At 34.8% G+C, this 24,056-nt stretch carries 12 protein-coding genes; 9 read left to right on the top strand and 3 right to left on the bottom strand.

Going from position 1 to position 24,056, the window contains the following annotated elements; all coding sequences use genetic code 11:
• Positions 1–655 precede the first annotated feature (655 nt).
• On the bottom strand, positions 656–1,975 hold the full coding sequence (locus NLJ00_RS14660; RefSeq protein ID WP_256634309.1) for a DUF1214 domain-containing protein: 1,320 nt from the start codon (positions 1,973–1,975) through the stop codon (positions 656–658).
• Positions 1,976–2,425: 450 nt separating this feature from the next.
• On the opposite strand from NLJ00_RS14660, the gene NLJ00_RS14655 reads away from it, so the two are divergent.
• The 9 genes from NLJ00_RS14655 to NLJ00_RS14615 all read left to right on the top strand — a co-directional run bounded on the left by NLJ00_RS14655 (position 2,426) and on the right by NLJ00_RS14615 (position 20,510).
• Complete coding sequence (locus NLJ00_RS14655) at positions 2,426–2,722, top strand: hypothetical protein (protein ID WP_256634308.1); 297 nt, start codon at positions 2,426–2,428, stop codon at positions 2,720–2,722.
• Between the two features lie 800 nt (positions 2,723–3,522).
• On the top strand, positions 3,523–4,500 hold the full coding sequence (locus tag NLJ00_RS14650) for a sensor histidine kinase (protein ID WP_256634307.1): 978 nt from the start codon (positions 3,523–3,525) through the stop codon (positions 4,498–4,500).
• 3 nt (positions 4,501–4,503) lie between these two features.
• Positions 4,504–5,265, top strand: a complete 762-nt coding sequence (locus NLJ00_RS14645) for a LytR/AlgR family response regulator transcription factor (protein ID WP_256634306.1) — start codon at positions 4,504–4,506, stop codon at positions 5,263–5,265.
• 484 nt (positions 5,266–5,749) lie between these two features.
• The gene (locus NLJ00_RS14640) at positions 5,750–8,077 is read left to right on the top strand and encodes a TonB-dependent receptor (protein WP_256634305.1); all 2,328 of its coding nucleotides are present in this window, start codon (positions 5,750–5,752) and stop codon (positions 8,075–8,077) included.
• Positions 8,078–8,079: 2 nt separating this feature from the next.
• On the top strand, positions 8,080–8,862 hold the full coding sequence (locus NLJ00_RS14635; protein ID WP_256634304.1) for a DUF4249 domain-containing protein: 783 nt from the start codon (positions 8,080–8,082) through the stop codon (positions 8,860–8,862).
• Between the two features lie 72 nt (positions 8,863–8,934).
• Positions 8,935–10,080 (top strand): hypothetical protein, encoded by a 1,146-nt coding sequence (locus NLJ00_RS14630; RefSeq protein ID WP_256634303.1) that lies wholly within the window; start codon positions 8,935–8,937, stop codon positions 10,078–10,080.
• Between the two features lie 1,204 nt (positions 10,081–11,284).
• Complete coding sequence (locus NLJ00_RS14625; protein WP_256634302.1) at positions 11,285–14,155, top strand: TIM-barrel domain-containing protein; 2,871 nt, start codon at positions 11,285–11,287, stop codon at positions 14,153–14,155.
• Positions 14,156–14,381: 226 nt separating this feature from the next.
• Positions 14,382–16,373: a beta-galactosidase gene (locus NLJ00_RS14620; protein ID WP_256634301.1), complete on the top strand. Its 1,992-nt coding sequence runs from the start codon at positions 14,382–14,384 to the stop codon at positions 16,371–16,373.
• 126 nt (positions 16,374–16,499) lie between these two features.
• Positions 16,500–20,510, top strand: a complete 4,011-nt coding sequence (locus NLJ00_RS14615; protein WP_256634300.1) for a hybrid sensor histidine kinase/response regulator transcription factor — start codon at positions 16,500–16,502, stop codon at positions 20,508–20,510.
• Positions 20,511–20,735: 225 nt separating this feature from the next.
• Here NLJ00_RS14615 and NLJ00_RS14610 read toward each other — a convergent pair whose 3' ends face one another.
• Together NLJ00_RS14610 and NLJ00_RS14605 are read right to left on the bottom strand one after the other, a co-directional pair.
• Entirely contained in the window at positions 20,736–22,424 is a 1,689-nt protein-coding gene (locus NLJ00_RS14610) for a sodium:solute symporter family transporter (protein ID WP_256634299.1), read from the bottom strand.
• Between the two features lie 285 nt (positions 22,425–22,709).
• The gene (locus NLJ00_RS14605; RefSeq protein ID WP_256634298.1) at positions 22,710–23,837 is read right to left on the bottom strand and encodes a glycoside hydrolase family 5 protein; all 1,128 of its coding nucleotides are present in this window, start codon (positions 23,835–23,837) and stop codon (positions 22,710–22,712) included.
• Between the last annotated feature and the right edge of the window lie 219 nt (positions 23,838–24,056).

Genomic DNA, 24,056 nt, shown 5'->3' with positions numbered 1-24,056 from the left:
CCATTTTATCCTGCTTGTCATGCAATAAAAAATTGTATTTGCAAACCTCACTAAAAACTTCGTCCTGTTATGGTATTCTTTTGTATCAAAAAACGGTCTGATTTGTTGCAATTTTCAGAATTAATAATTTTCCATCCCTCAAATTTACTTATAAATCAAAAGTTTACCCCAACAGTCACATTATACCCTAATTATTTTTCTGGTAAATTTTACTCGTAATCCTGAAAAATGAAATTAGTAACATTGGATTTTCTTTCATTTTTTGAGGAGATTTAATTTGGTATTCCTGCCTTTTTTGCTACAAAAAATTAAGGGAGTTTGTTTTTACTTTAAATAAATTATGCAGTAAAGTTTTCTTTAAAATCATCTGCGAAATCAAATAGAATTTCCATCAATCCCCAACAGGACGTCTAAACCAAAATACTTAAGACATATAAAGACAGCCTCTACGTCCAGTACGCCAATCTCTTCAAATCCTCCATAAAATTTATAGAAATTTGTCCTGTTCCTGTCACAAACAGCCAAATGGCGCCAATTGAAGACAATTGACGCCATTTTTTTTATGCTATTGCTATTATTAGTAAAAGCAAATCTTTTCTACTCTTATTAACTTAGCCTTGAGATCATATAATTATAGTTAATTAATTTTTGACATTTATTGCTTTAGTAAATCCGGCGGAGAATAACTGCCATCGATTATATCCTGCGATGGTCCATAATATCTAAAAGTTAGGTTGTATTTTTTACCCTCAGGCGTCGGTATCCAGTTGGATTCCAGCAAATTTTGAGGTTTTTTAGGGCTATAAATAATAGTCAGTGAACCGTCATTATTGAATTTTAATGGTGATTGATTATTTAAAAGATATCTTTTCAAAGGATTTGGAATCACCTTAAACTCTTTTCCGTCAACACAGATCACAGACCAGAAATATTTTACTTTGGACTGAGGCAGCTCATTTTTAGCGAAAGTCTGAGTGTAGACTGCACTTCCATCATTTCCTGTTCTGATAAAGTAAATGGCTTCTTGTAAATTATTAGCCCAGATTCCTCCCAGATTAACCACGGTTCGGGTTTTAAAGTTTGATCCATAATTTCCTATTCCAACAGGATGCGACCATCCATTTTGTTTTTCTCCGGGCGTTTTAATTAATTCAGCAAGCTCCTTTAATGACTTCTGTTTAATTATCTGATCCACTCTGGTTCTAGCCTCACTTCCTGATTTTACCAATTTTTCTACCTCCTTAACTTTAGCTCGTACATTTTCCATTCCTTTGTTAATATCTGGCTCGCTGTTTAAAATTCCACTGGCGTCATCAAATAGTTCTGCTCCCGGCAATTTATCATTTGTAAAGTGAGCTAACTTATAAAATGGCCTTATCTGTGGTTTACCGCTTTCAATTACTTTAAACTGCTTTTCAAGAATTACCGCCTCCTGAACATTTTTACCTAGTTCCAAACGCGCCAAAACCCGCGATGTTTTCACGGGAAGATCAACTCGAAGTGCATCACCCGGTATTTTTGGATTACTGCCTTTCAAGCATAAAGCATATTTACCGTAAGGTTTTTGAGGAAAGGTTCTCTCGTTAATATTAAGTATGGTTTCTCCCCATCCATTTAGCATATGCCAGGTGTAATAACGTCCCTCAATTTTAGGAATTTCCAATATAACATAATTATTCTCATCAACCGCTATCCAGGCTTCCATATAGACTACGTCCAAATTTGGATTCGCCCAGTTAACTCCACCCGGTGCGCGATACTGAATTTTATTCCATTGAAAACCTTCTTTTTCAAAATCAAGACGCTGTTGTCTAAGTACAAATGCTCTCCCAAGCAGATACAAATAGGCATCTGAAATATCATTATCTGATAATGCTTCAACTTTAGATACATTATTATTATCAATTACATTTTGTTCTTTTTTACAAGACAGTAATAACAAAAACATAGAGAGGTATAGAAATGATTTTTTCATAAAAATATTTTTAAATAGTTAATATCAAAATCGTTATTTAAAATTATTTATAAAAGTTCACGTACCCTTACAAATTGAAAAAAAAATACGTTTCATCTTATAAAATGAAACAAAATATTTGACCATTCTAATTTTTCTGGCAAAATCGTGCCATGCAAATATTGGAGTAGCTTTTAATTCTGCCACAAAAAAGCTAAGGCGGTTTTAATAAAAATAGGATAATATTTATTTTTTTGATGCTACATTTTCCACAAATCCCCAACAGGACATCTAAACCAAATTACCAAAGCCACTGGAGGACAGTTAACTACATATAATAAGCCAATTTCTTCAAATCATCCAAAAAAAATGTTGAAATTTGTCCCGTCGAGGTCCCTCTACGGTACAAAATAAACCATTATTTAATTTCATAAACAAATGATTATCTTTGAGTTACAAAATAAAAAGATAATGAACAACCAAAAGGACAAATGGAAAATAACTCCCGAGAAGGCACATAAAATGTTAACCGACGAAGGGATGAACGTCACCCTAGATGAAGCTGCTGAAATATTATCTTTTTTAAGATTTTTGGCAGAAAGTACAGTGAAGAAATTTCTAAAAGATTCAGAAAGTGATGAACCTATCGAAAATAGTACATTAGATAAGAAAACTGACACTCCAACTAAAATTAAGCAGAAAAAAAATGTCTCTCCAGAAGAAATAATTTATTGCAGGACTTGTAATTTTCTAAACAATAATTTTTAAGCTCAGATTTAACATTCAGTATTCATAAATTTATCTGTTAAATAAAGCATTTATAGCACAAGTTTTATTTGGTGCTGCTTACAATTTCGCCAAAAAAGCAAAAGCGTTTTTTAAGGATAATAAACCATCAAAATTTTGTGGCAAAATACTAGTACAATTTATTTAGAAAAAGAAAAACCTTACAAAAATAAATACTTAGGAAGCTCATGTTCGAATGTGTATTAGACATTTTTGGGCAGATAAAATATTGAAAAAGATATATCTGAATCTGGGTGCAGAATCGGTGCACCCAGATTCAATAGACAACTTAAAACATTGTAAAAGAATTACTTGAAAGCTTAAGTTCGAAACATTACTACAACCATTAGTTCAGAATTTACCATACGTTATAATTTTGAGAATTGATTTCTGAAAAACTTCTTGATAAAAAAAACGATTATTCTTACTTAATAACGACAAAAAAATTCTTCGTCTATAAGATTTAGGGTTATGTAGATTTAGAAGTATTCTTTCTATGAAGGCTATTTATTTTTAAAGAAATTTTAAATAAAGAATATAATTATAACAAACTGAGCTTAACAAAAGAGTATTCTATAACTAATTTTATAATCAGAAAAAATGGAGTTTAAAAGTAGTGTAAATACAGCAAGGAGATCATTGGCATATGAAGTGGACAAATTGGCATTTGAAACGGCTAATTCTTAAAAAAAATACATCTTTTGAAATAGTTTTTTTTTATAAAAGGGAAGAGAGACTTTAACCTTTTGAAAATTTACTTTATAAATGTAATCGTACTGACTGTGACCAAAAAATTATGGCTTAACGCCTTTCTCATATCGCCCATTCTGGCATTCTACGGAGCAAGCCCGCCTTACCTGAGCCAAAAATTTGATTTTAGGTCTTTCCTGATTTTCTTTACTGTAATCACGGCCGTTAGCCTTGTCATCTGGTCCATTCATATCTACCTGGTGCTCAAGGAGCCCCAGATGAACAATTTTTCGAAATTTTTAACGGCCCAGGCTATTATAATTATTCTAAGGATTTTAACAAAAATAGCTATGCCTGATTATGAAATACCCGGTCCGGCCCTTGAAAACACAAATATCGTATATGATATTTTCTTTTTAATGCTTCCCAATATTGTCATCATGATCCTCTGCAATAACATTTTGACCTCCCGCAACAAAGAAATCGCAGAAAGAGAGGTACAGGAATTAAAACTTCAGAATAGCGAAGCCCAGAAACAAGTCCTGGTTCAGCAGCTCCAGCCCCATTTCCTTTTTAATGCCCTGAGCGTACTCAAGTCTCTTATCAGCTCCAATCATGACAAAGCCGAAGAGTATGTCGTAAGGCTTTCCCATTTCCTTCAGTATTCTCTTAACACACCGGAAGCCGATGTGGTGGACTTGGAAAAGGAACTGGGTTTTGTAGATGATTATCTTGCCCTGCAGCGCGTGCGCTTCGGCAGTGCCTTTACTTGCGGAATTGAAGTCCCAAGGGAAATGTACAGCCATAAACTGCCTGTTTTTGCCTTACAGACACTGGTTGAAAACATATTTAAACACAATCATTTTACTGAAAAAAAACCTTTGGAATTCCAGATTAAATATATCCCATTAGGGCTTCTTGTAACCAATAAAAAAAATCCAGCCACATATGCGCAGTGTAACAATACCGGGCTGGCAAATCTGAACAGTCGGTATAAGCTACTCAGCGAAAAAGAAATCATAATAGAAGAATCAGAGCAAAATTTTACCGTGATAATCCCAATACTTTAAACTATGAATATTGTTATCATAGAAGATGAAAGACCTTTGGCGAAAGACCTGGCCAAGACCATTGCCGAAGTGATACCGGATGCCCTGATCTGCGCCCAGCTGCCTTCTGTTGAAGAAGCAATCGAATTCTTCAAAACAGAACATAAAATTGATGTTATATTCTCCGACATACAATTAGGGGATGGTCTGAGTTTTGACATTTTTGCGGCCATAAACAATAAGGTACCTATCATATTCTGCACAGCTTTTAACAATTATATGCTAGAAGCTTTTGAAACAATGGGGATTGATTACATTATCAAGCCCGTTAATAAGGATTCCATAACCAAAGCATTAAAGAAATATACGCTGCTCACTGGGGCAGATAACCAGGTCCTGGATTTTAAAAAACTGCTCTCGGGTCTTTCCGAGAGCCTCAAGCCCCTTGCTATGCCGTCAGTCATCCTACATCAGGGAGAGAAAATCATTCCGCTCTCGGGCAAGGAAATCGCATTTTTTCTAATTGAAAACCTGATGGTATATGCCTTTAGCTTTGAAGGCAGAAAATGGCCCGTAAACCAGAACCTTGATACATTGGAGAAAAAATTCGCCCCGTTTTTTTACCGTGCCAACCGGCAGTATCTAATCAACAGAAAAGCCGTGAAATCAGCCGCACACTACCCGAACCGGAAAATAAGAATTACTTTAAATTCTGACTTTCCTGATGCCATACTGGTAGGAAAAGAGAAAGTCACAGATTTTCTGGAATGGCTCTCTAATGGCTGAGAGATCTGCCGGCGTATACTTTTGAGAGAAGCAGCCGGGAAAAGAAAACCAAACACAGTGGGGCTGAACAGGCACAAATAAGATGGCCGCGGCGTAAGATCGTAGGACGGACTGGGATATACACAGAGTAAATAGCCATAGAATAAATTCACTGCTCCCCTTATTGGCATCAGGGCAGTTAAAGCTTTTATATCTTACTACTATCTGCCGGCGCAGAACGTACTGAATGACTGTCTTAATCAGCCTCAAAAACTTTATCAAACATGCTATGCAATAAAAAAAATGAAATTTAACTGGGCATTTCCTACCTAATGCGTCCTTAGTTTAAAACCCCTAAAGCCTGTAAATTACAAAGAAAACCCTGTTTCTAAATTCTGTTTATAAGGTCTTGTCCACTTTATCTACTTTTTCGTCCACTTCAGTTTCATCTGTGCCTGAAAATCAAAAATGCTTTCACATTTTTGCTGTAAAACACATGTAGTAAATGAAAACATTTTTTATCAGGCATTTTATACCGACTGTCCTGCTTCTCTGCTCTGGCAAAAGTTTGGCTCAGCAGAAATATACCATCAGTGGTACAATCAAAGACAAAAATAACGGAGAACTCATTATTGGCGCCGCTGTTCAGATTATCCAGAACAGTGCCTTTTCAGCAGTTACCAATGAATACGGATTCTACTCTATATCAATCCCGGAAGGCCAGTACAGCATTACATGCAGCTACATTGGATTTGAACAGCAGCAGCGAAGCATCACTCTTGATAAAAATATCAGGATTGACTGGCTGTTGGATACTGGTCAGGCCAATACCCTAAATGAAGTGGTTGTCTCACGAACAAAAAAGGATAAAAACCTCAGTGAGGCGCAAATGGGGATGGAAACCCTTAACATGAAAAAAATAGAAAAACTTCCCGTGCTTTTTGGGGAAAAAGATGTAATAAAAACAATCCAGCTGCTGCCAGGTGTTAAAAGCACAGGAGACGGAAGTTCGGGATTCAGCGTTCGAGGCGGTGCTGCCGACCAAAACCTTATTCTATTGGATGAAGCACCCGTTTATAATGCATCACACCTTTTAGGAATCTTCAGCACCTTTAACAGTGATGCTCTGAAAGATGCCAGCATCATAAAGGGAAACAGTCCATCACAATACGGGGGGAGACTTTCCTCTGTAATGGATATAAAAATGAAAGACGGGAATAATCAGGATTACAATGTTTCCGGGGGAATCGGTCTTATCAGCAGCAGGCTCAGCGTTGAGGGGCCCATTCAGAAGGATAAGTCTTCTTTTATAATATCCGGCCGAAGAACATATGTGGATATGTTCCTAAAAGGCAATGATGATTTTAAGGACACCAAACTGTACTTCTACGATCTTAACATGAAGGCCAATTATCAGATAAATAAAAACAACCGCATTTATCTATCAGGATATTTCGGAAGAGATGTAATGGCTCTTGGTAGCTCATTTTCAACTGATTGGGGTAACACCACAGGTACATTGCGATGGAACAGCATTATCAGCAGCCGACTATTCTCAAACACTTCACTTATCTACAGCAACTACGATTACAATGTCAGTCTGGGGAGCGCCAGCGACCAGACAACAACAATGAGCTCCAAAATTAAGGACAGAAACCTGAAACAGGATTTTTCATGGTTTGCCAGCAGCGATCATTCTGTTCGATTCGGAGTTCAGTCTATCTATCATGCCATCACTCCAAGCACCGCATCAGGAAGTAGTGTAAGCAGTTACCCAAAAAGCACTCGATATTCATGGGAAAATGCCCTTTATGTAAATGATGATTTTAAAATTTCTGAACCTTTAACCCTTAACTACGGTATCAGGTTGTCAGCTTTCAGTGTTATAGGAGGAGACACTTATAACATTTATGAAAATGGTGTGCTCATTGATAGTAAAGATATCGCTGAGGGATCTATCGGTAAAACCTATTTAAATATTGAACCCCGTTTGACCGCCAACTACCGAATAAACGAAGTCAGCAGCATAAAAGCCGGATACTCTCGAAACACCCAGAACCTCCATTTGTTGTCCAACAGCAGCAACGGAAACCCTTCCGATCAGTGGATTGGGAGCAGTTACACGGTTAAGCCTGAGATTGCGGATCAGATAAGTGCAGGATACAGCAGAAACTTCAGCGATAATAATTACGAAATTAATGCCGAGGTGTACTATAAGGACATGAAGAACCAGATTGATTATAAAAATGGTGCCGAGATAACTTTTGATTCTGGAAAGGATGTGGAAAGCGAACTTTTGTTTGGTAAGGGAAGAGCCTACGGTATAGAGCTTATTGTCAAAAAGAAAGAGGGAGCGCTTATCGGCTGGATATCCTACACCCTGTCAAAAACCGAGCGTAAAATAAACGGCATCAACAATAATGACTGCTATAATACCCGTCTTGATAAAACACATGATCTCTCTGTTGTTGCTATCTATACTTTAAATCCCAAGTGGTCACTATCAGGAACTTTTCTGTACAGCACAGGTAATGCAGTAACTTACCCGACTGGAAAATACGAGCTTAACGGCCAGACCATTTTTCAGTACACCAGCCGAAATGCAGACAGAATGCCCTCGTACCGCAGGCTGGATATAAGTGCAACTTATGATCCTAAAACAAACAAAAGGTTTCATGGATCGTGGAGTTTTGGATTCTATAATTTATTTGGGTTTGAAAATGCCTATTCGATAACTTTCGAAGATAATCCTGATAAACCAGGCACTACAAGGGCTGTCCAGACATCCCTGTTTAAAATGATTCCTAATGTCACTTATAATTTCAAATTTTAAAGATGAAAAAAGCATTTTTTATATTATTATCTGTACTGTTAACCGCAGGATGCGAAAAAGAAATTACTCTGGATCTGCAGGACAAAAGCGGCTCTATTGTCATTGAAGGAAATATCACAGACCAGCCTGGTCCTTATTATGTACGCATCACCAAGTCTGTTGCATTTACCGAAAGCAATAAATATCCCCCAGTTACCAATGCTGTTGTTACCATCAGTGATAATCAGGGCCATTCAGAAATCCTAACCTATGAATCCGACGGACGCTATAAGACTTCCGGTCTGGTTTCTGTTCCCGGCAACACATACACCCTTCAGGTATCGGTCGATGGGGAAAATTACGCAGCACAGAGCACTATGCCTGATCCGGTAACACTGGACGGGCTCATACAGGATTCCATAACTATGGGAGATAAAACTACCTATACTATACTTCCTGTCTACACGGATCCTGAGCAGCTGGGTAACCGCTATTTGTTTATTTTGAGTATTGAATACAAAAACAACAAGACCGTACAGGTATTTTCAGATAATATAAATAATGGAATGGTGAATCAGAGAAGCTTATTCCCATCGCTGGACAAGGACGATGAACTTCTGCCTGGCAATATAATCCACGTTAAAATGCAGTGCATAGATCCGGAAGTATATACCTATTTCAGCGCACTGGTTCAAATCTCAAGCGGAAGCGTGACACCTGCAGATCCCCCAAGCAATATAAGCGGCGCCGCCCTTGGTTATTTTTCCGCACACACCGTTTCTTCCAAGAATTTAGTTATTAAGTAAATCAGCACAGCCACTGCCCTCTTTTTCCATTTATTTAATAAATCTCCCATCTACTTTAATATAGCAATGCATATGCCTAATATATCCACCTGTCTACTTTTTGAAAAAAAAACCATAACAATCCTGAGCCTGCTCACTATGCAGATTTTATTCTCACAGAAAATTTATGAATTCAATACTCCCAGAGCAAACTGTTACAGCCAGTACCTGTTCCACGAAAATTCAGCATCGCCTAAAGGAGTGCTGGTAATTGATGCGGGCGGGGAAGATTTAAAAACCCTCAGCGAGAATAACATTTACGTAAAATCAGGGCTTTTCTCTGATTATAACATAGTGTACATAAACATACTGGATAAGGAAAATAAGAATTCCTTAAATTGTTATAATGCCATTATTTACACCATATCTTCCGTACGGAAGATAAAAGAATCTGTTTTCTTTCTTATCAATCCATTGGAAGACAAAACCCAGAATGCGATCATTTACAAAGACAGCGCCTACCCTTTTAACTTCATAAACAGCCGCCATGAAAGTCTAGATCTTCTAAAAACTGAACTTGATGCTGAGCTGTCCGGTAAAAGCTATACTACAGATATACTGTACTCCTATGAAGACATACGATCAGATAAAATGCAGAATTACAAAGATAATTTCGATGTCGGCTTTTTTTATTCACCTTTAGCTCTTTTAGGTCCAAAACTAAATGGTACCAGTGATGTAGTGATGACCAAAGGACTGAGTTTCAAAAAAGCGCTCACCTCACAGTCCACTCTGCTTTTAAATATAAGCATGGGAAATAAAAAACCCGAAGGTGGCATGGAGCCAGGTAAAAAAGGAACAGTCCGTACCTTTATGCTTATGGGCACTGAATTGATGTATCGCTATTACGACAGTCCCAACAAACCCCTGAGGTTTTTTGCCTCTTTTGGTTTGGGTGGCTATACGATGACCAATATTAAAATAAAAATAAAAACAGGCGGTGTGTCATCGAGTTCAGATTCAAACCAATATTTTATATTCCTTGCTGATGCAGGTCTCGAATACCGCATATCTCCAATGGTCAAAGTAAGCAGTTCTCTTCCTGTAAAATACTTCACCAATAATATTAATAAGAGTTCAAATACGCTCGGCATGGGAATCAATTTAGGAATTTCCGCCACACTTAACCCAAATTCCAAAGCCAGAGGAATGGAAAAGAAAAAGAGTACAGGTAACTAAATACTGCTTCAATAAATTAAAATTTCAGATCAGAAGGAAATATTTTTTTTACTGTTTCTTTTTTTTGCCATTTTACGGGACAAAAGATAAAAATCATCTTTTGTCCTATTTTTTCACTTCGTAAATCAGTGTTAATTAGATACAATAACTCGATCTGGATACCTTTTTTGCTATAAAAAGTTAAGGCGGTTTTTAAAGATATTTCACCTGTTTAAGTTTTGCGGCAGAATCGTGGCACAGGGCTATTTTGAAAAACAAAAACTCAGCAAAATCACTGTATGCTAAGCTTAGGTTCGAAACTTTACAATCCCATAAAGAACTATATTCTTTATCCCATAATCTATCTATTTCAGATCCTATCAAGTAAATCTGATTCGAAAAATTGAGAAAGATATTTTTTAATAAATCTCAATTAAATCCGACCTATAGAAAAAAGTGCTTTGCATGATTATTTTTCTAAAATCCAGAATAAAGTACTAATTTCAAAATTTAGTACTGCCAATAAAACTCATTGAGTTCTAACCGAAACATGCCACTTTTGTTCAATAGCTAGATTCACAATATTTGAGCTCCATATTACATATCTACACTAAAATAACACATTCAAGTCCAATATCGAATACATTTCCATCCACTTTATTTTTTCTTAATTGATACTTTTACACCTCAGATTCTCTTTCTTATTGAAATAGATTATGACAAATAGAGATTATGCTGTTAATCAGTAAAGAATTCAATTTTTAAACTTAAAATATTTTAGTAAAAAAATCATTTATGAGTTATGCACTTCTTTTTACTTTCAATATATTCTTAAATTTTTATATTAATGAAAATGATACACTCGTTTTTTAATCTCGTAAAACTATAAGTAGTATTCTCTTTCATTCAAATATTAACCATAAAAAAATAGTTCTAAGAGTAGTTTTACAACAGTTTTTCTAGATTGGACAAATAGTTTTTATCCTTCATTACGAAATTGACAATTGCACTTTTTTTTCAAACTATTTACTTTCAGAACATTAAAACAAATAAAGCTAATTTTAGAAAAATTTACAAGTACCATTTTATTTAAAAAAAAATCTTTTAAGTCACAAAATAAATTTAAAAAATAACTAAATAATTATATGAATAATCGTAAACGAAATTGGTCATAAATACCAATGAAGATATCGAATTACATATTACCAATAAAAAAAATTCACCTATGAAAGGAAACAAAATATGTTTAAGCTTAATCACTACTGGATTGGTATTAGCATCTTGTGCTACTAAAAATTACAAAAAGACTAATAATGGCATAATTGTGAACATAAACACTGCTAAAGAGCACCAATTAAGCAAAGTCCGTTTAGAGGTTTTAGGAAACGATTTGATTCACGTGTCTGCAACACCAGAAAATGAATTTTCAAAAGATTCCAGTCTAATTATTGTACCTAATATAGAAACTGTTCCGTTTAAGGTTATCAAAGTAAGGGATTCTATCAAATTAGCTACCGAAACTTTAAACGTTATGATTTCCTCAAAAGATGGAGGTATTAAGTTTAAAGATAAAACCGGAAAACTTATTTTGTCTGAAAGTTCTGGCGGAGGCAAGACATTTAATCCGGTAGAAGTCGAAGGAACCAAGGGGTATACAATTCGTCAGATTTTTGAATCACCAAAAGATGAGGCCTTTTATGGTTTAGGACAACATCAGTCAGATGAGTTTAATTACAAAGATAAAAGCGAAGAATTATTTCAATATAACACTAAAGTTTCTGTACCATTTATTGTTTCAAATAAAAACTACGGGCTTTTATGGGATAGTTATTCATTAAGCCGTTTTGGTGACAGCCGTCCTTATGAACAGTTAAATGCTGTTTTTAAATTATACGATAAAAATGGTGAACCGGATAATTTAACAGGCACCTATATTACGCCGGATAATGGAAAAATAGAACTAGTTCGTAAAGAAGCATCTATTTTCTTTGAAGACATCAAAAGTTTTAAAAACTTACCGGCAAATTTTCCTTTAAAAAATGCTAATGTAACTTATGAAGGCGATATCGAAGCACCACAGGATGGGGAATATAAATTTACTTTATATTATTCAGGGTATGTCAAAGTGTATTTAAATAATCAGTTAGTAGTTCCAGAGCGCTGGAGAACTGCCTGGAATCCTAATAGCTACAAGTTTTCAATGCCTTTAGAAGCAGGTAAACGAATTCCTTTACGAATAGAATGGAAACCTAACGGGGGAACATCTTATTGCGGATTAAGAGTAAGAACTCCTCAACTCATTGAAGAGAAAAGCAATCAGGTATGGTGGAGTGAAATGAATAAAAAATTAGACTATTATTTTATTCATGGAAATTCTATGGATGAAATAGTTAAAGGATATCGTACTCTGACAGGAAAAGCTCAAATTATGCCAAAATGGGCAATGGGTTATTGGCAAAGCCGAGAGCGTTACAAAACAGAAGCCGAGATTCTAAGCAATTTTAAAGAATTTAGAGAACGTAAGATCCCTATAGATAATATTGTACTGGATTGGAATTATTGGGAAGAGGATTCCTGGGGAAGTCATAAATTTGATCCAAAACGTTTTCCTGATCCAAAAGCAATGGTAGATTCTATCCACGCGATGAATGGTAAAATGATGATTTCAGTATGGCCTAAGTTTTATAAAACAACGGAACATTTTAAAGAATTTGATCAAAAAGGATGGATGTACCAACAGGCCATTAAAGATAATGTTCGGGACTGGGTTGCTCCTGGTTATGTAGGTTCTTTTTATGATGCTTATTCAGGTGGTGCGCGAAAACTATTTTGGAAACAAATTTATGACAATTTATATCCGACGGGAGTTGATGCCTGGTGGATGGATGCCAGTGAACCAAATGTATTGGATTGTACAGATATGGATTATCGCAAATCCTTGCAAGGCCCAACAGCCTTAGGGTCAGCGACAGAATACTTTAATACTTATGCTTTGATGAATGCCGAAGCCATTTATGATGGGCAGCGTAGTGTAGAGCCAAATAAACGTGTGTTTTTATTAACCAGATCAGGTTTTGCAGGATTACAACGCTATTCGACAGCAACGTGGAGTGGTGACATTGCAACACGCTGGGAAGATTTAAAAGCACAAATTTCGGCAGGTTTAAACTTTGCAATTAGCGGTATTCCATATTGGACTATGGATATTGGCGGATTTTGTGTCGAAGATCGTTATGTAGATGCTCAAAAGCAATATGACAAAAATGGAATAGAAAATTCAGACAACAAAGAATGGAGAGAATTAAATACACGTTGGCATCAATTTGGTGTATTTGCACCATTATACAGATCGCACGGACAATTTCCTTATCGTGAGCCTTGGAATATAGCCCCAAAAGGTCATCCTGCTTATGAATCTATTTTGTTTTATGACAATTTGCGTTATAGATTAATGCCTTATATCTATACGATGGCCGGAATGACCCATTTTGACGATTATACCATTATGCGTCCTTTGGTTATGGATTTTTCAAACGATAAAAATGTTATAAATGCTAATGATCAATTTATGTTTGGTCAAAATTTCATGGTATGTCCAGTTTATAAATATGGTGTTCGTAAAAGAGAGGTTTACTTTCCTGCAGGAACTAACTGGTATGATTTTAACACTGGAAATTATATCAAAGGGGGACAAACTTTATCCGTAGATGCACCATACGGCCGTATTCCTTTATTTATTCCTGAAGGAGCAATTATTTCTGTTGGACCAGAAATACAATACACCGATGAAAAACCAGCAGATACTATTGTTCTTTACGTGTATAAGGGGAAAAATGGAAGTTTTAATTTATATGAAGATGAAGGTGTAAATTATAATTATGAAAAAGGACTCCATGCCAGCATTCCATTTATTTACAATGAAGCAAATGGCGTCTTAACTATTGGCGAGCGTAAAGGAGAATTTAATGGAATGTTGAAAAACAGAAAGTTTGTTATTGTAGCTATAAGTAAAGAAAACCGTAAAGCTTTTGTATATGATGCTCAAGGGCAGGTTGTCAATTATGACGGGCACCTACAGACCATTATATTAAAATAGCCGAAAAGCAAAATAATCGAAATGAAAAATTAATAAAACCAGGAAGAGTCTTTTTTGTTAAGCATCTATGATTAAAAATAATCCCGAAGGACTAATTCTTCAAAATGATTTCAATAAAAACCATATGAAAAATAAAATTTATATATCGCTTTTGTTTGTCTTATTAACTATAGTTGTTAAGGCTCAAGATTCTCATCGTTTCTTTCCGAAGGAAAATCTAATGTCCATGGGAATTTATTATTATCCAGAGCATTGGAATAAAAATGACTGGGAACGGGATATTAGCAATATTTCAAAGATTGGCTTTGAATTTATCCACATCGCTGAATTTGCATGGATAGATATGGAACCTCAAGAAGGCGATTATAAATTTGAATGGCTAGATGAAGTTATTACCCTGGCGGCTAAGTATAAATTGAAAGTTATTTTAGGTACACCAACTGCTATTTCGCCTGTATGGATGGGTATTAAATATCCGGAAATTTATGCCATGGGGTCTGATTATCAGCGTGCAGAACATGGAACCAGAGCACAGCAATCATTAAGCAATCCGGTTTGGAGAAATTTTTCTAAAAAAATAATTACAAAACTAGGCGAGCGCTATGGTAATAATCCTAACGTAATAGGCTGGCAATTAGATAATGAACCCGAAGCGAAGGAAGATTATAGTCCTTCTTCTCAAGAAGCTTTTAGAAAATGGTTAGAAAATAAATACAAAACCATAAGCGCTCTTAATAATGCTTGGGGAGCCCAGTTTTGGAGTCAAACTTATAGCGATTTTAGTCAAATTAAGATTCACAATGCAAATCATGTAGGATGGTGGGGAACTAATCCGCATGCCTTATTAGATTTTAAGCGGTATACCGCCGATACACAGGCAGAATTTTTAGATTATCAGGCGAATATTCTCAGACCTTTAATTTCTAAAAATCAATTCATTACGACTAACTACACCGCCACTACACCTTTTGCCGACCCCAGAAGAACCAAAGAATTAGATTTTAATTCGTTTACAAGTTATCTAAATAAAGGAAATGCCAATATAGGGGATAAAGGATTTCGACTGGGAGATCCCAAAGAACTTTCATTTGCCTTGAGCTTTTTCAAACCTGATAGTAAAATTTCCGGAATTATGGAACTTCAGCCAGGATTTGTGAATTGGGGAAATGTAAATCCATTATTGCAGCCGGGAGCAGTACGTATGTGGCTATTTCATTGTTTTGCAGAAGATATGTCATTTGCCTGCTCGTATCGATATAGACAAATTAATTATGGTGCAGAACAATACCACAGTGGCATTACCAAATTAGATGGCGTTACCTTATCTCAGGGCGGAAAAGATTACAAGCAAACGATTAGCGAAATGAAATTATTACGCGATGCTTACAAACCTAATGCAAAAGTTCCAAAAGAAATCAAAACGCGCAAAACTGCTTTATTATGGAATTATGATAATTTATGGAGCATGGGCCGTCAGGGGCAAACAAGTCAGTGGAATACCTTGCAATTTTTTCAAAAATATTTAGAAATAGTAAAATCGTTTGGAGCCCCTGTAAATATAGCCTATGAAGATGATGACTTAGACCAGTATGCTGTTGTCATTGCTCCTGCCTTTGAGTTGGTTGACAACAAGCTTATTACCAAATGGACTAATTATGTTAAAAAAGGTGGAAATTTGGTACTAACTGTGCGCACAGGGGTTAAAGATCGAAATGGCCATCTATTTGTCGGGGGTTGGGGACAATCTATTTATCCCTTAATTGATGCCAATATTGATGACTTTGATCATTTATTACCCTATGCTAAAGGAACTATAAAAGGCTTTAATAAAGATTATAATTGGAACAATTGGGCAGATTTGATTACTGCTAACAAGTCCGAAAATGTATTGGCAACCTATACCAATCAATTTTATGCGGGGAAAGCTGCAGTTGTTACCAATAAAATAGAAAAAGGAACCATCACTTATATTGGGGTTGATACAGACGATACCCAACTTGAGAGAGATGTCCTGAGAGAAGTATATGCTCAGGCGAATATAACAATCGAAAATTATCCTGAAGGCGTGTATGTAAAATGGCATGATGGTTTTTGGGTAGCGGTAAACTATTCCTCTGATAATTACGAACTAAAAAACATATCCGGTAAAGCAAAGATATTAATAGGAACTAAAACAGTACAACCCGGAGGAGTAACAGTTTGGCAAGAATCGGATTAGAAATTGACAAACAGTTTTTTAGGGTTAAAATAAAAGCTGAACAACCAAATGTATTATTTTTAATATAAAATTAAGAATCGTGCAAAGCTAGAGTATCCCTCATAGATATTATAAACTTATTATAAGATGAAAAAATATAAAATACAGTTATATATTCTTGGATTTATTTGGATTACTTCATTCCAAAATATTGTTGCACAGTCAAATTATATTTTTCATCATTTGAATACCAATGAAGGGCTTCCGAGCACCAATGTAAAGGCAATACTAAGAGACAATTACGGATTTCTTTGGATAGGAACTGAAGGGGGCTTAAACAGATACGACGGATATGGATTCAAAGTTTATACAACCAATCCAGGAAAGCCTAATGCATTGCTATCAAACAATATTTATGGATTACAAGAAGATGGTCGGGGAAATATTTGGGTAGACCTCGGGTATACTTATATGGTATACTGGAGAGATAAGGATTGTTTTATTTCAGACGTAAAATTATTTTTAAAAAAATTACACATACAGACTGATCAAAATTATAAGATTTATGTCGACAAAAAACGAAATTTATGGGTTCTAAACAATAAAAAAATTTTTCTCTACAATTTTAAGAAACAACATATATCGGTTTTCAATGTAAAGGATTCCATAAAGGACGTCTCTTCAATTAATATAACTGATAATGGCGAGTCTTTGTATTATATCCAACCCTCTGGTAAATGTTGGCAATTAAACGGTAAGTCGGGCAAACTTACTTTGATAAAATTACCCGACTCAATTAATAAAAAAACAGCTAATTATCCGGCCAAAATTTTTTTTGATAGCGACAACGATTTATGGGTATATGGTGATTCAGATCAGATTTCATATAGGAATAAACAAACTCAGCAATGGAAAACAATGGTATTAAAATCTCAGGTAACCATTGAAAGTAATACTGTTACAAGTATTGTTGAGAATAGTCCCGGAGAAGTTTGGATTGGTACAGACCACAATGGATTGTTCATTTATGACAAAACCAGAAATTTAATGACAAATATTGTTTATGATTCATGGAAAGATAACTCATTATCTTCCAACAACATAAACTGTTTATATCGCGATAATAATGAAACTATTTGGATTGGCCACAGTAAAAAAGGGCTTTCATTTTACAATGAGAGTTTTAGAAATTTCATAAATTTTAAATATCCCCAATGTTCCGATATTAGTGCAATAATGGAAGATCATAGGGAAAATATTTGGCTTGGAACTGATGGGAAAGGATTGTTTTTGAAAGAAAAGCAATCAGAAAACATCGTAAAACTTCCCATTTCAAATACTTCAATAATGTCTATAATAGAAGACCGTAAAGGCCGTATTTGGATAGGAACCTTTAAGAAAGGTTTGTTTTGCTATCAAAAAGGTAAAATGGTTCAATATACCAAAGAAAATAGTAAATTAAGCAATAACAATATTTGGAGCTTAATGGAGGACAGGTATGGGAATATTTGGATTGGAACGCTGGGGGGAAAAATCCAATTACTACCAGCTGCTGCTGCAAATTTTGATTTTTTGCTATCCCCTTTTAAAGAAGATGTATATGCACTGGATATGTTTTATGATGGAGGAGATAAAATCTTTGTCGGGACAAGCTATGGACTTTCTGTAATTGATATTACAAATAATAAAAATGTAATGTATTATGGAAATAAGAAGGGAAATCAAAAATTTAAGCAACTTCAAATATCAAGTGTTTATAAAGATAAACACGATGTTATATGGCTCGCTCATAATAACGGCTTAGACATATGGGATCAAAAGGAAGATACTATCTACTACTTTAACAAGTCAAATGGCTTATGTGATAATTCTACCAAAGGCATTCTGGAAGATGGCAGGAATAACATTTGGGTCACCACAAGTAATGGGCTCTCCATATTAACTGTTAAACGTAATATAAATGAAAAACTAATCATAACAAGTAAAAATTACTCCATTAAAGATGGCCTTATGGATAATTATTTCAATAGGCATTCCATAATTAAGCTAAGGAATGGAGATTTTTTACTTGGAAACATAGATGGATATACTATTCTTAATCCAAATAAATTAGTTGAAAAGAATCGGCCAATAGCAAAAATTGTTTTTGCCGGATTAAGCGTCGGTAATCAAAACATTGAAGTTGATTCGATTTATAATGGCCGTAAATTACTTGAGCATTCAACGGAATTAACTTCCGGGCTTACCTTCAAACATGACGATAAACTCATCACCTTAAAATTTACAACAGCCGATTTACTTAATGCTGATAAAGTGAAATACATTTATAAAATTGAAGGATTTGATACAGAATGGATTCCAATTCAAGAAAATAAAATAATATTATCTGCCCTCCCTCCTGGCGATTACAAACTTTTAATAAAGGCATCTAATAGCGATGGTGTATGGAAAAATAATGCCACAGTATTGCCTATAAGTGTAACACCCCCTTTTTATTTATCCCTTTGGGCATTTTGCATCTATGGAATAATAGGTATTGTTATCCTTTTATATCTTAACCATAAATCAAAAGTCCGCAATCTGTTAAAAATAGAAGAACATCGAATAAAAATGGATCGTGAAAAAGAATGGCAAATAAATGAGATGAAACTCAAGTTCTTTACAAATATAAGTCATGATTTGCGTACCCCATTGACCCTAATTACAACACCGCTTCAGGTTTTGCTAAGTGGTACAATGGAAGAAAATATGAGAAACAAGCTGAGCATTATGTATAAAAATGCCAATCAATTGCTTTCATTAATAAATTCGCTGCTGGACTTTCGCAAACTGGATGTTGGGATAGATACATTAAATTTAAAATCAGGAAATTTTATAAATTTCATCAGGGATATCCATGCCTCCTTTAGTGTTTATGCAGATGAACGCAACATTCACTTATCGGTAAGCAGTGAATTGGAAAACTTATTAATGCAATTTGATAAAGATAAAATACAGAAAACACTTACCAACCTTCTTTCTAATGCATTTAAATATACACCTGATGGCGGAAATATTAGCATACATATAAGCAAAGAGGAAGATGATGTTTGCGTAAGGGTCTCCGATACAGGTTCAGGAATAAATGATGAGGATAAAACACATGTTTTTGAACGATTTTATCAAGCTCCACAAAGACAAGGTGAAACCGGCAGCGGCATTGGCTTACATATTGCAAATGAATATGTAAATCTGCATGGCGGGACTATCACAATAAAGGATAACACACCAAAAGGATGCATATTTACTTTTAAAATTCCCATTAGGGAAATAGATAATGCCCAAAGGCCCCTTACAACTATACAATCCAGCTACGATAATGTGGAAAATATTGAAAAAAAAGAAATTATTCGTAGTAAGCCAATATTACTATTTGTAGATGATAATAAAGATTTTTGTGATTTCATGGCTGATAACCTTGGGGATGAATATTCTGTAGCAACAGCTTATAATGGACAAGAAGCAATAGAACAATTAAACAAATATGCTGTAACAATTATCGTAAGCGATGTTATGATGCCGGTTATGGATGGAATTGAGCTCTGCAAACAAGTAAAAACAAATATTCATTGGTCTCATATCCCAATTATTTTATTAACCGCGCGTACGGCAGAAGAACATCAGATAGAAGGATTAGAATTGGGTGCAGATGATTACATTACTAAACCATTTCACTTTAATCTTCTTAGACTGCGTATTCAAAAATTTATTGAATGGACAAAAAAAAGCCATAGGGCATTTAGTCAAAAAATCGATGTTAATCCTAGTGAAATCACCATTACATCTTTAGATGAAATGTTTATAAAAAAAGCAATAAAGATAGTAGAAGATAATTTAGGCAATCTCCAATTTTCAGTTGAAATTCTAGGAGCCGATCTAGGTCTAAGCCGAGGACATTTATATAAAAAATTAATAATAATTACAGGTAAAGGCCCCGCTGAATTTATTCGTACAATCCGATTAAAGCGAGGACGCCAGCTTCTTGAAAAAAGTCAATTGCAGATTTCTCAAATAGCACATCAGGTAGGTTTCAACTCTCCGAAAATATTTTCAAAATACTTCCGCGAAGAGTTTGGCTTATCACCATCTGAATACTTAAAAGCTTATAAAAAACTCTAAAAAAAAATATAGATAAAATCAAACTTCTTTTTATTTAAACGCAAATTAGCCTGTCAAATATTACTGAAAGTTATGTAATAATAATAAAAAAAAAGAGGGCTTTTGTACCATTCAAAATTAATTTTGGATACAATAACCCTCTTTTTTTGGATACTTTAAACACTATTTTTTAAATTTTAATAAAAACAAATCATTTTTCATTTTTCTTAATATATAAATCATTTCCTACCAGAATATTGAATACAAAGCAACTAACACTCCTATTATAATAAGGCTGCCTGCTAAAAAGCCATTATTGACTTTAAACATTTTTGTATCGACCTCTAATCCCTTTACATTGACTTGTCTCTTAGCATCAAATAGGCTAATTGCAATCATAAACAAAACACATATTACAAAAACAAATCCCATTCGGTCTAAAAAAGGAATTTCATAAACAAATGTCATATCTTTTTGTTCTACCAATGTGGCAAATCCTGTACTGCTCAAGAATTCTAAATTCATGAAATTTGGCAGGAATTTAAACATTACTGATAAAATGAAGCCTCCAATTGTAGCAAACATAGCTGCATTAGAACTTGTTTTTTTCCAGAAGAAACCTAAAATAAACATGGCAAAAATTCCAGGACTTACAAATCCAGTATACTCTTGAATAAATTCAAAACCCCCTTTTTTGTCAATACCCAGGAATGGAGCAATTATCACGGCAATAAACATAGAAACTACAACTGTCATTTTACCCACTTGCACCATTTTCTTTTCAGTAGCTTCAGGTTGAATTTTTTTCTTAAAAATATCAAGCGTAAAAATAGTGGAGATACTATTTACCTTTCCTGCCAATGATGCAACCACAGCTGCTGTTAACGCTGCAAATGACAAACCTTTTAATCCCGTTGGCAATAAGTTCAATAATACAGGGTAGGCTCTATCAGGATTTAACACTCCATCAGTTCCAAGCATTTCAGTTTGCAAACCACCTTTCATGTGAATGACAAAAGCAGCAATTCCTGGTAATACCACAATCACAGGCATCAATAGTTTTAAGAAAGCAGCAAACAAGATTCCGCTTCGGGCTGTTTTTAAATCAGCCCCTAAAGCTCTTTGAGTAATATATTGGTTGCAACCCCAATAATTTAGGTTTACAATCCACATTCCTCCCAATAAAACCGTCAATCCTGGTAAACTAGGAAAATTGGCATTATCCTTCTTGAAAATCATATGAAAATGATCCCCAGATTGATTCATCATATAGTTGAATCCATGAATTATACCCTGCTGTCCATTTAAGTCAGCAACTTTATCTAAAGCTAAATAAGTAGTTACTAAACCACCAAATATTAAGAAAACAACCTGAATAACATCGGTGTATCCAATAACTTTCATTCCCCCTAAGGCAATAATAATGGCAAAAATAGCTAAAGCATACATACATAAATCGACATTGATTCCCGAAATTCCATTTATGGCCAATGCCCCTAAATAAAGAATGGAAGTCAAATTAACAATCACATAAAGCAACAACCAAAATACAGCCATAATCATGGCAACATTTCCATTATAGCTTTCACTTAAAAATTGTGGCATAGTATATATCTTGTTTTTTAAATAAACAGGAATAAAAAAGACAGCTACTATAATTAATGTCAATGCAGCCATCCATTCATATGTGGCAATTGCTAATCCCATTTTGAAACCATTTCCGGACATAGCAATAAATTGTTCCGAAGAAATATTTGAAGCTATTAACGATGTTCCAATTGCCCACCACGTTAAAGAACCTTCTGCGAGAAAATAATCGTGAGAAGCCGAAATACTTGCTTTTTTCTTTCGATTATGGATATAAAATCCATAGCCCGCAACCAGGAAGAAATAGAATAAAAAAACCAGGTAATCATATATTTGTAATGAATTCATGTTATTTGTTGTTGGTTAGTTGTTAATGGTTGTATTTGAATTTTTTAAATTGACTGAACTTCTTCCATAGAAAAAAGTCCGATACTAATCCTGGAAAACCTCGGAAAAGTATTGTGGTGTCTAAAGTGTAAGTGAGCAACTCCCAATTAAGTTTCCTTTAGCTTTTATCGTCACGCTTTTATCAGCTCTTTAAATCTATCAGTGTTGTATTGGTCATAACGCTTGGTAATAATACGTTTTCTTGCTAATTAAAATTAATACTGTTACACCTTGATTACTTGGATATTATTTTTTCTTTGTCTCTTTGGCTCCTTCCATCATCGCTTTTAAAACCCCTCTATCCAATACTTGTCCTGAATCACGATTAAATAAGTTATTGGGAGTATCCCAATAATAGGGTATAATTCCGTTTTCAAGAGCCGATTTTACAACATATTTGCCATAGAATTCCACAGATCTTTCGTTAAGTACCTGATCTGAAGGGGCACTAAGTTTACGCTTATAGGCTCCAAATTCACCAAGTATTACTGGTATTCCTTTGTCAACATATTTTGTTTTCAAGTCGCCAAAAAGTTTATCAACCATTGTTTCTTCCCCCCAGGTAGAATTATGTTCCACATCAGTTTTAGAATGATTGTCCTTACCCCAATAGTAAAATGGCTTGCCCCATGCCGCCTCTTTTTCCATCAGACAAAATTGAAAAGGTGTATAATAATGCACTTCAACCATCATACGGTCTTGAATTTTATCTTTAGGCAAACTGTTCAGTAGATCGAGCGTTTTCTCGATATTTGTTTCTGGTCCCTGAACAATGATTGTTCTGGAAGCATTATTTCCTCCTGTTTCACGAACAGCATTTACAAAAGTCTGATAATAAGACATTAGAATATCGAGTTGTGCAGCATTAGCAGCATTAGGTTCATTTGCCCCTGCAAAAAGCAGGTGCTCGTCATAATTTTTAAAGTATTTTGCTATTTGGGTCCAATAAATATGTTGTCTTTTGTTTACCTCTTTCTGATTGGCTGTATTAATTCTGTTTTCTAACCAACCTTTGTCCCAGTGCATATTAATGATTACATAGAGATCGTCCTTAATACAATAATCAACTACCTCTTTTACACGTGCTATCCACTTTTCATTTATTTTATTGGAAACTGTATCAGAATGACAAAACCAGGATACCGGAATTCGCACTGTATTAAATCCGGCTGCCTTAACAGAATCAATTAGTTTTTGTGATGTCTTTCCTGCTCCCCAGGCATTTTCATCACACGTTGCTTCGAGTGTATTGCCTAAGTTCCACCCAACATGCATCCTTTTAGCAATTTCCTGTGCCTTTGGCAACTGAGACCACACATTTGCAGACATTAAAAGTCCGGTAACAATGATTAATGATTTGGTTGATTTTCTCATTTTTAAATATTTAATTGGCTAGTTTTTATAATATGATATTCTCCTTTTGTGATGATGATTGTTTATCTGATTAAAACCGTGTCTTAATTCAGGTTGGTTTATTAACTATATAATTATCATTAAAACAATCATTTTAAAGGAGGGTAAAACTAACTTTTATTAAATATCTAAAAGGCTTTAAAATGTATTAGATATCAGGCCTTAATGTATTATTTGCCT

The organism is Flavobacterium panici, from assembly GCF_024499525.1.
Lineage (GTDB): Bacteria > Bacteroidota > Bacteroidia > Flavobacteriales > Flavobacteriaceae > Flavobacterium > Flavobacterium panici.
This window is presented reverse-complemented; position numbering and strand designations above follow the sequence as displayed.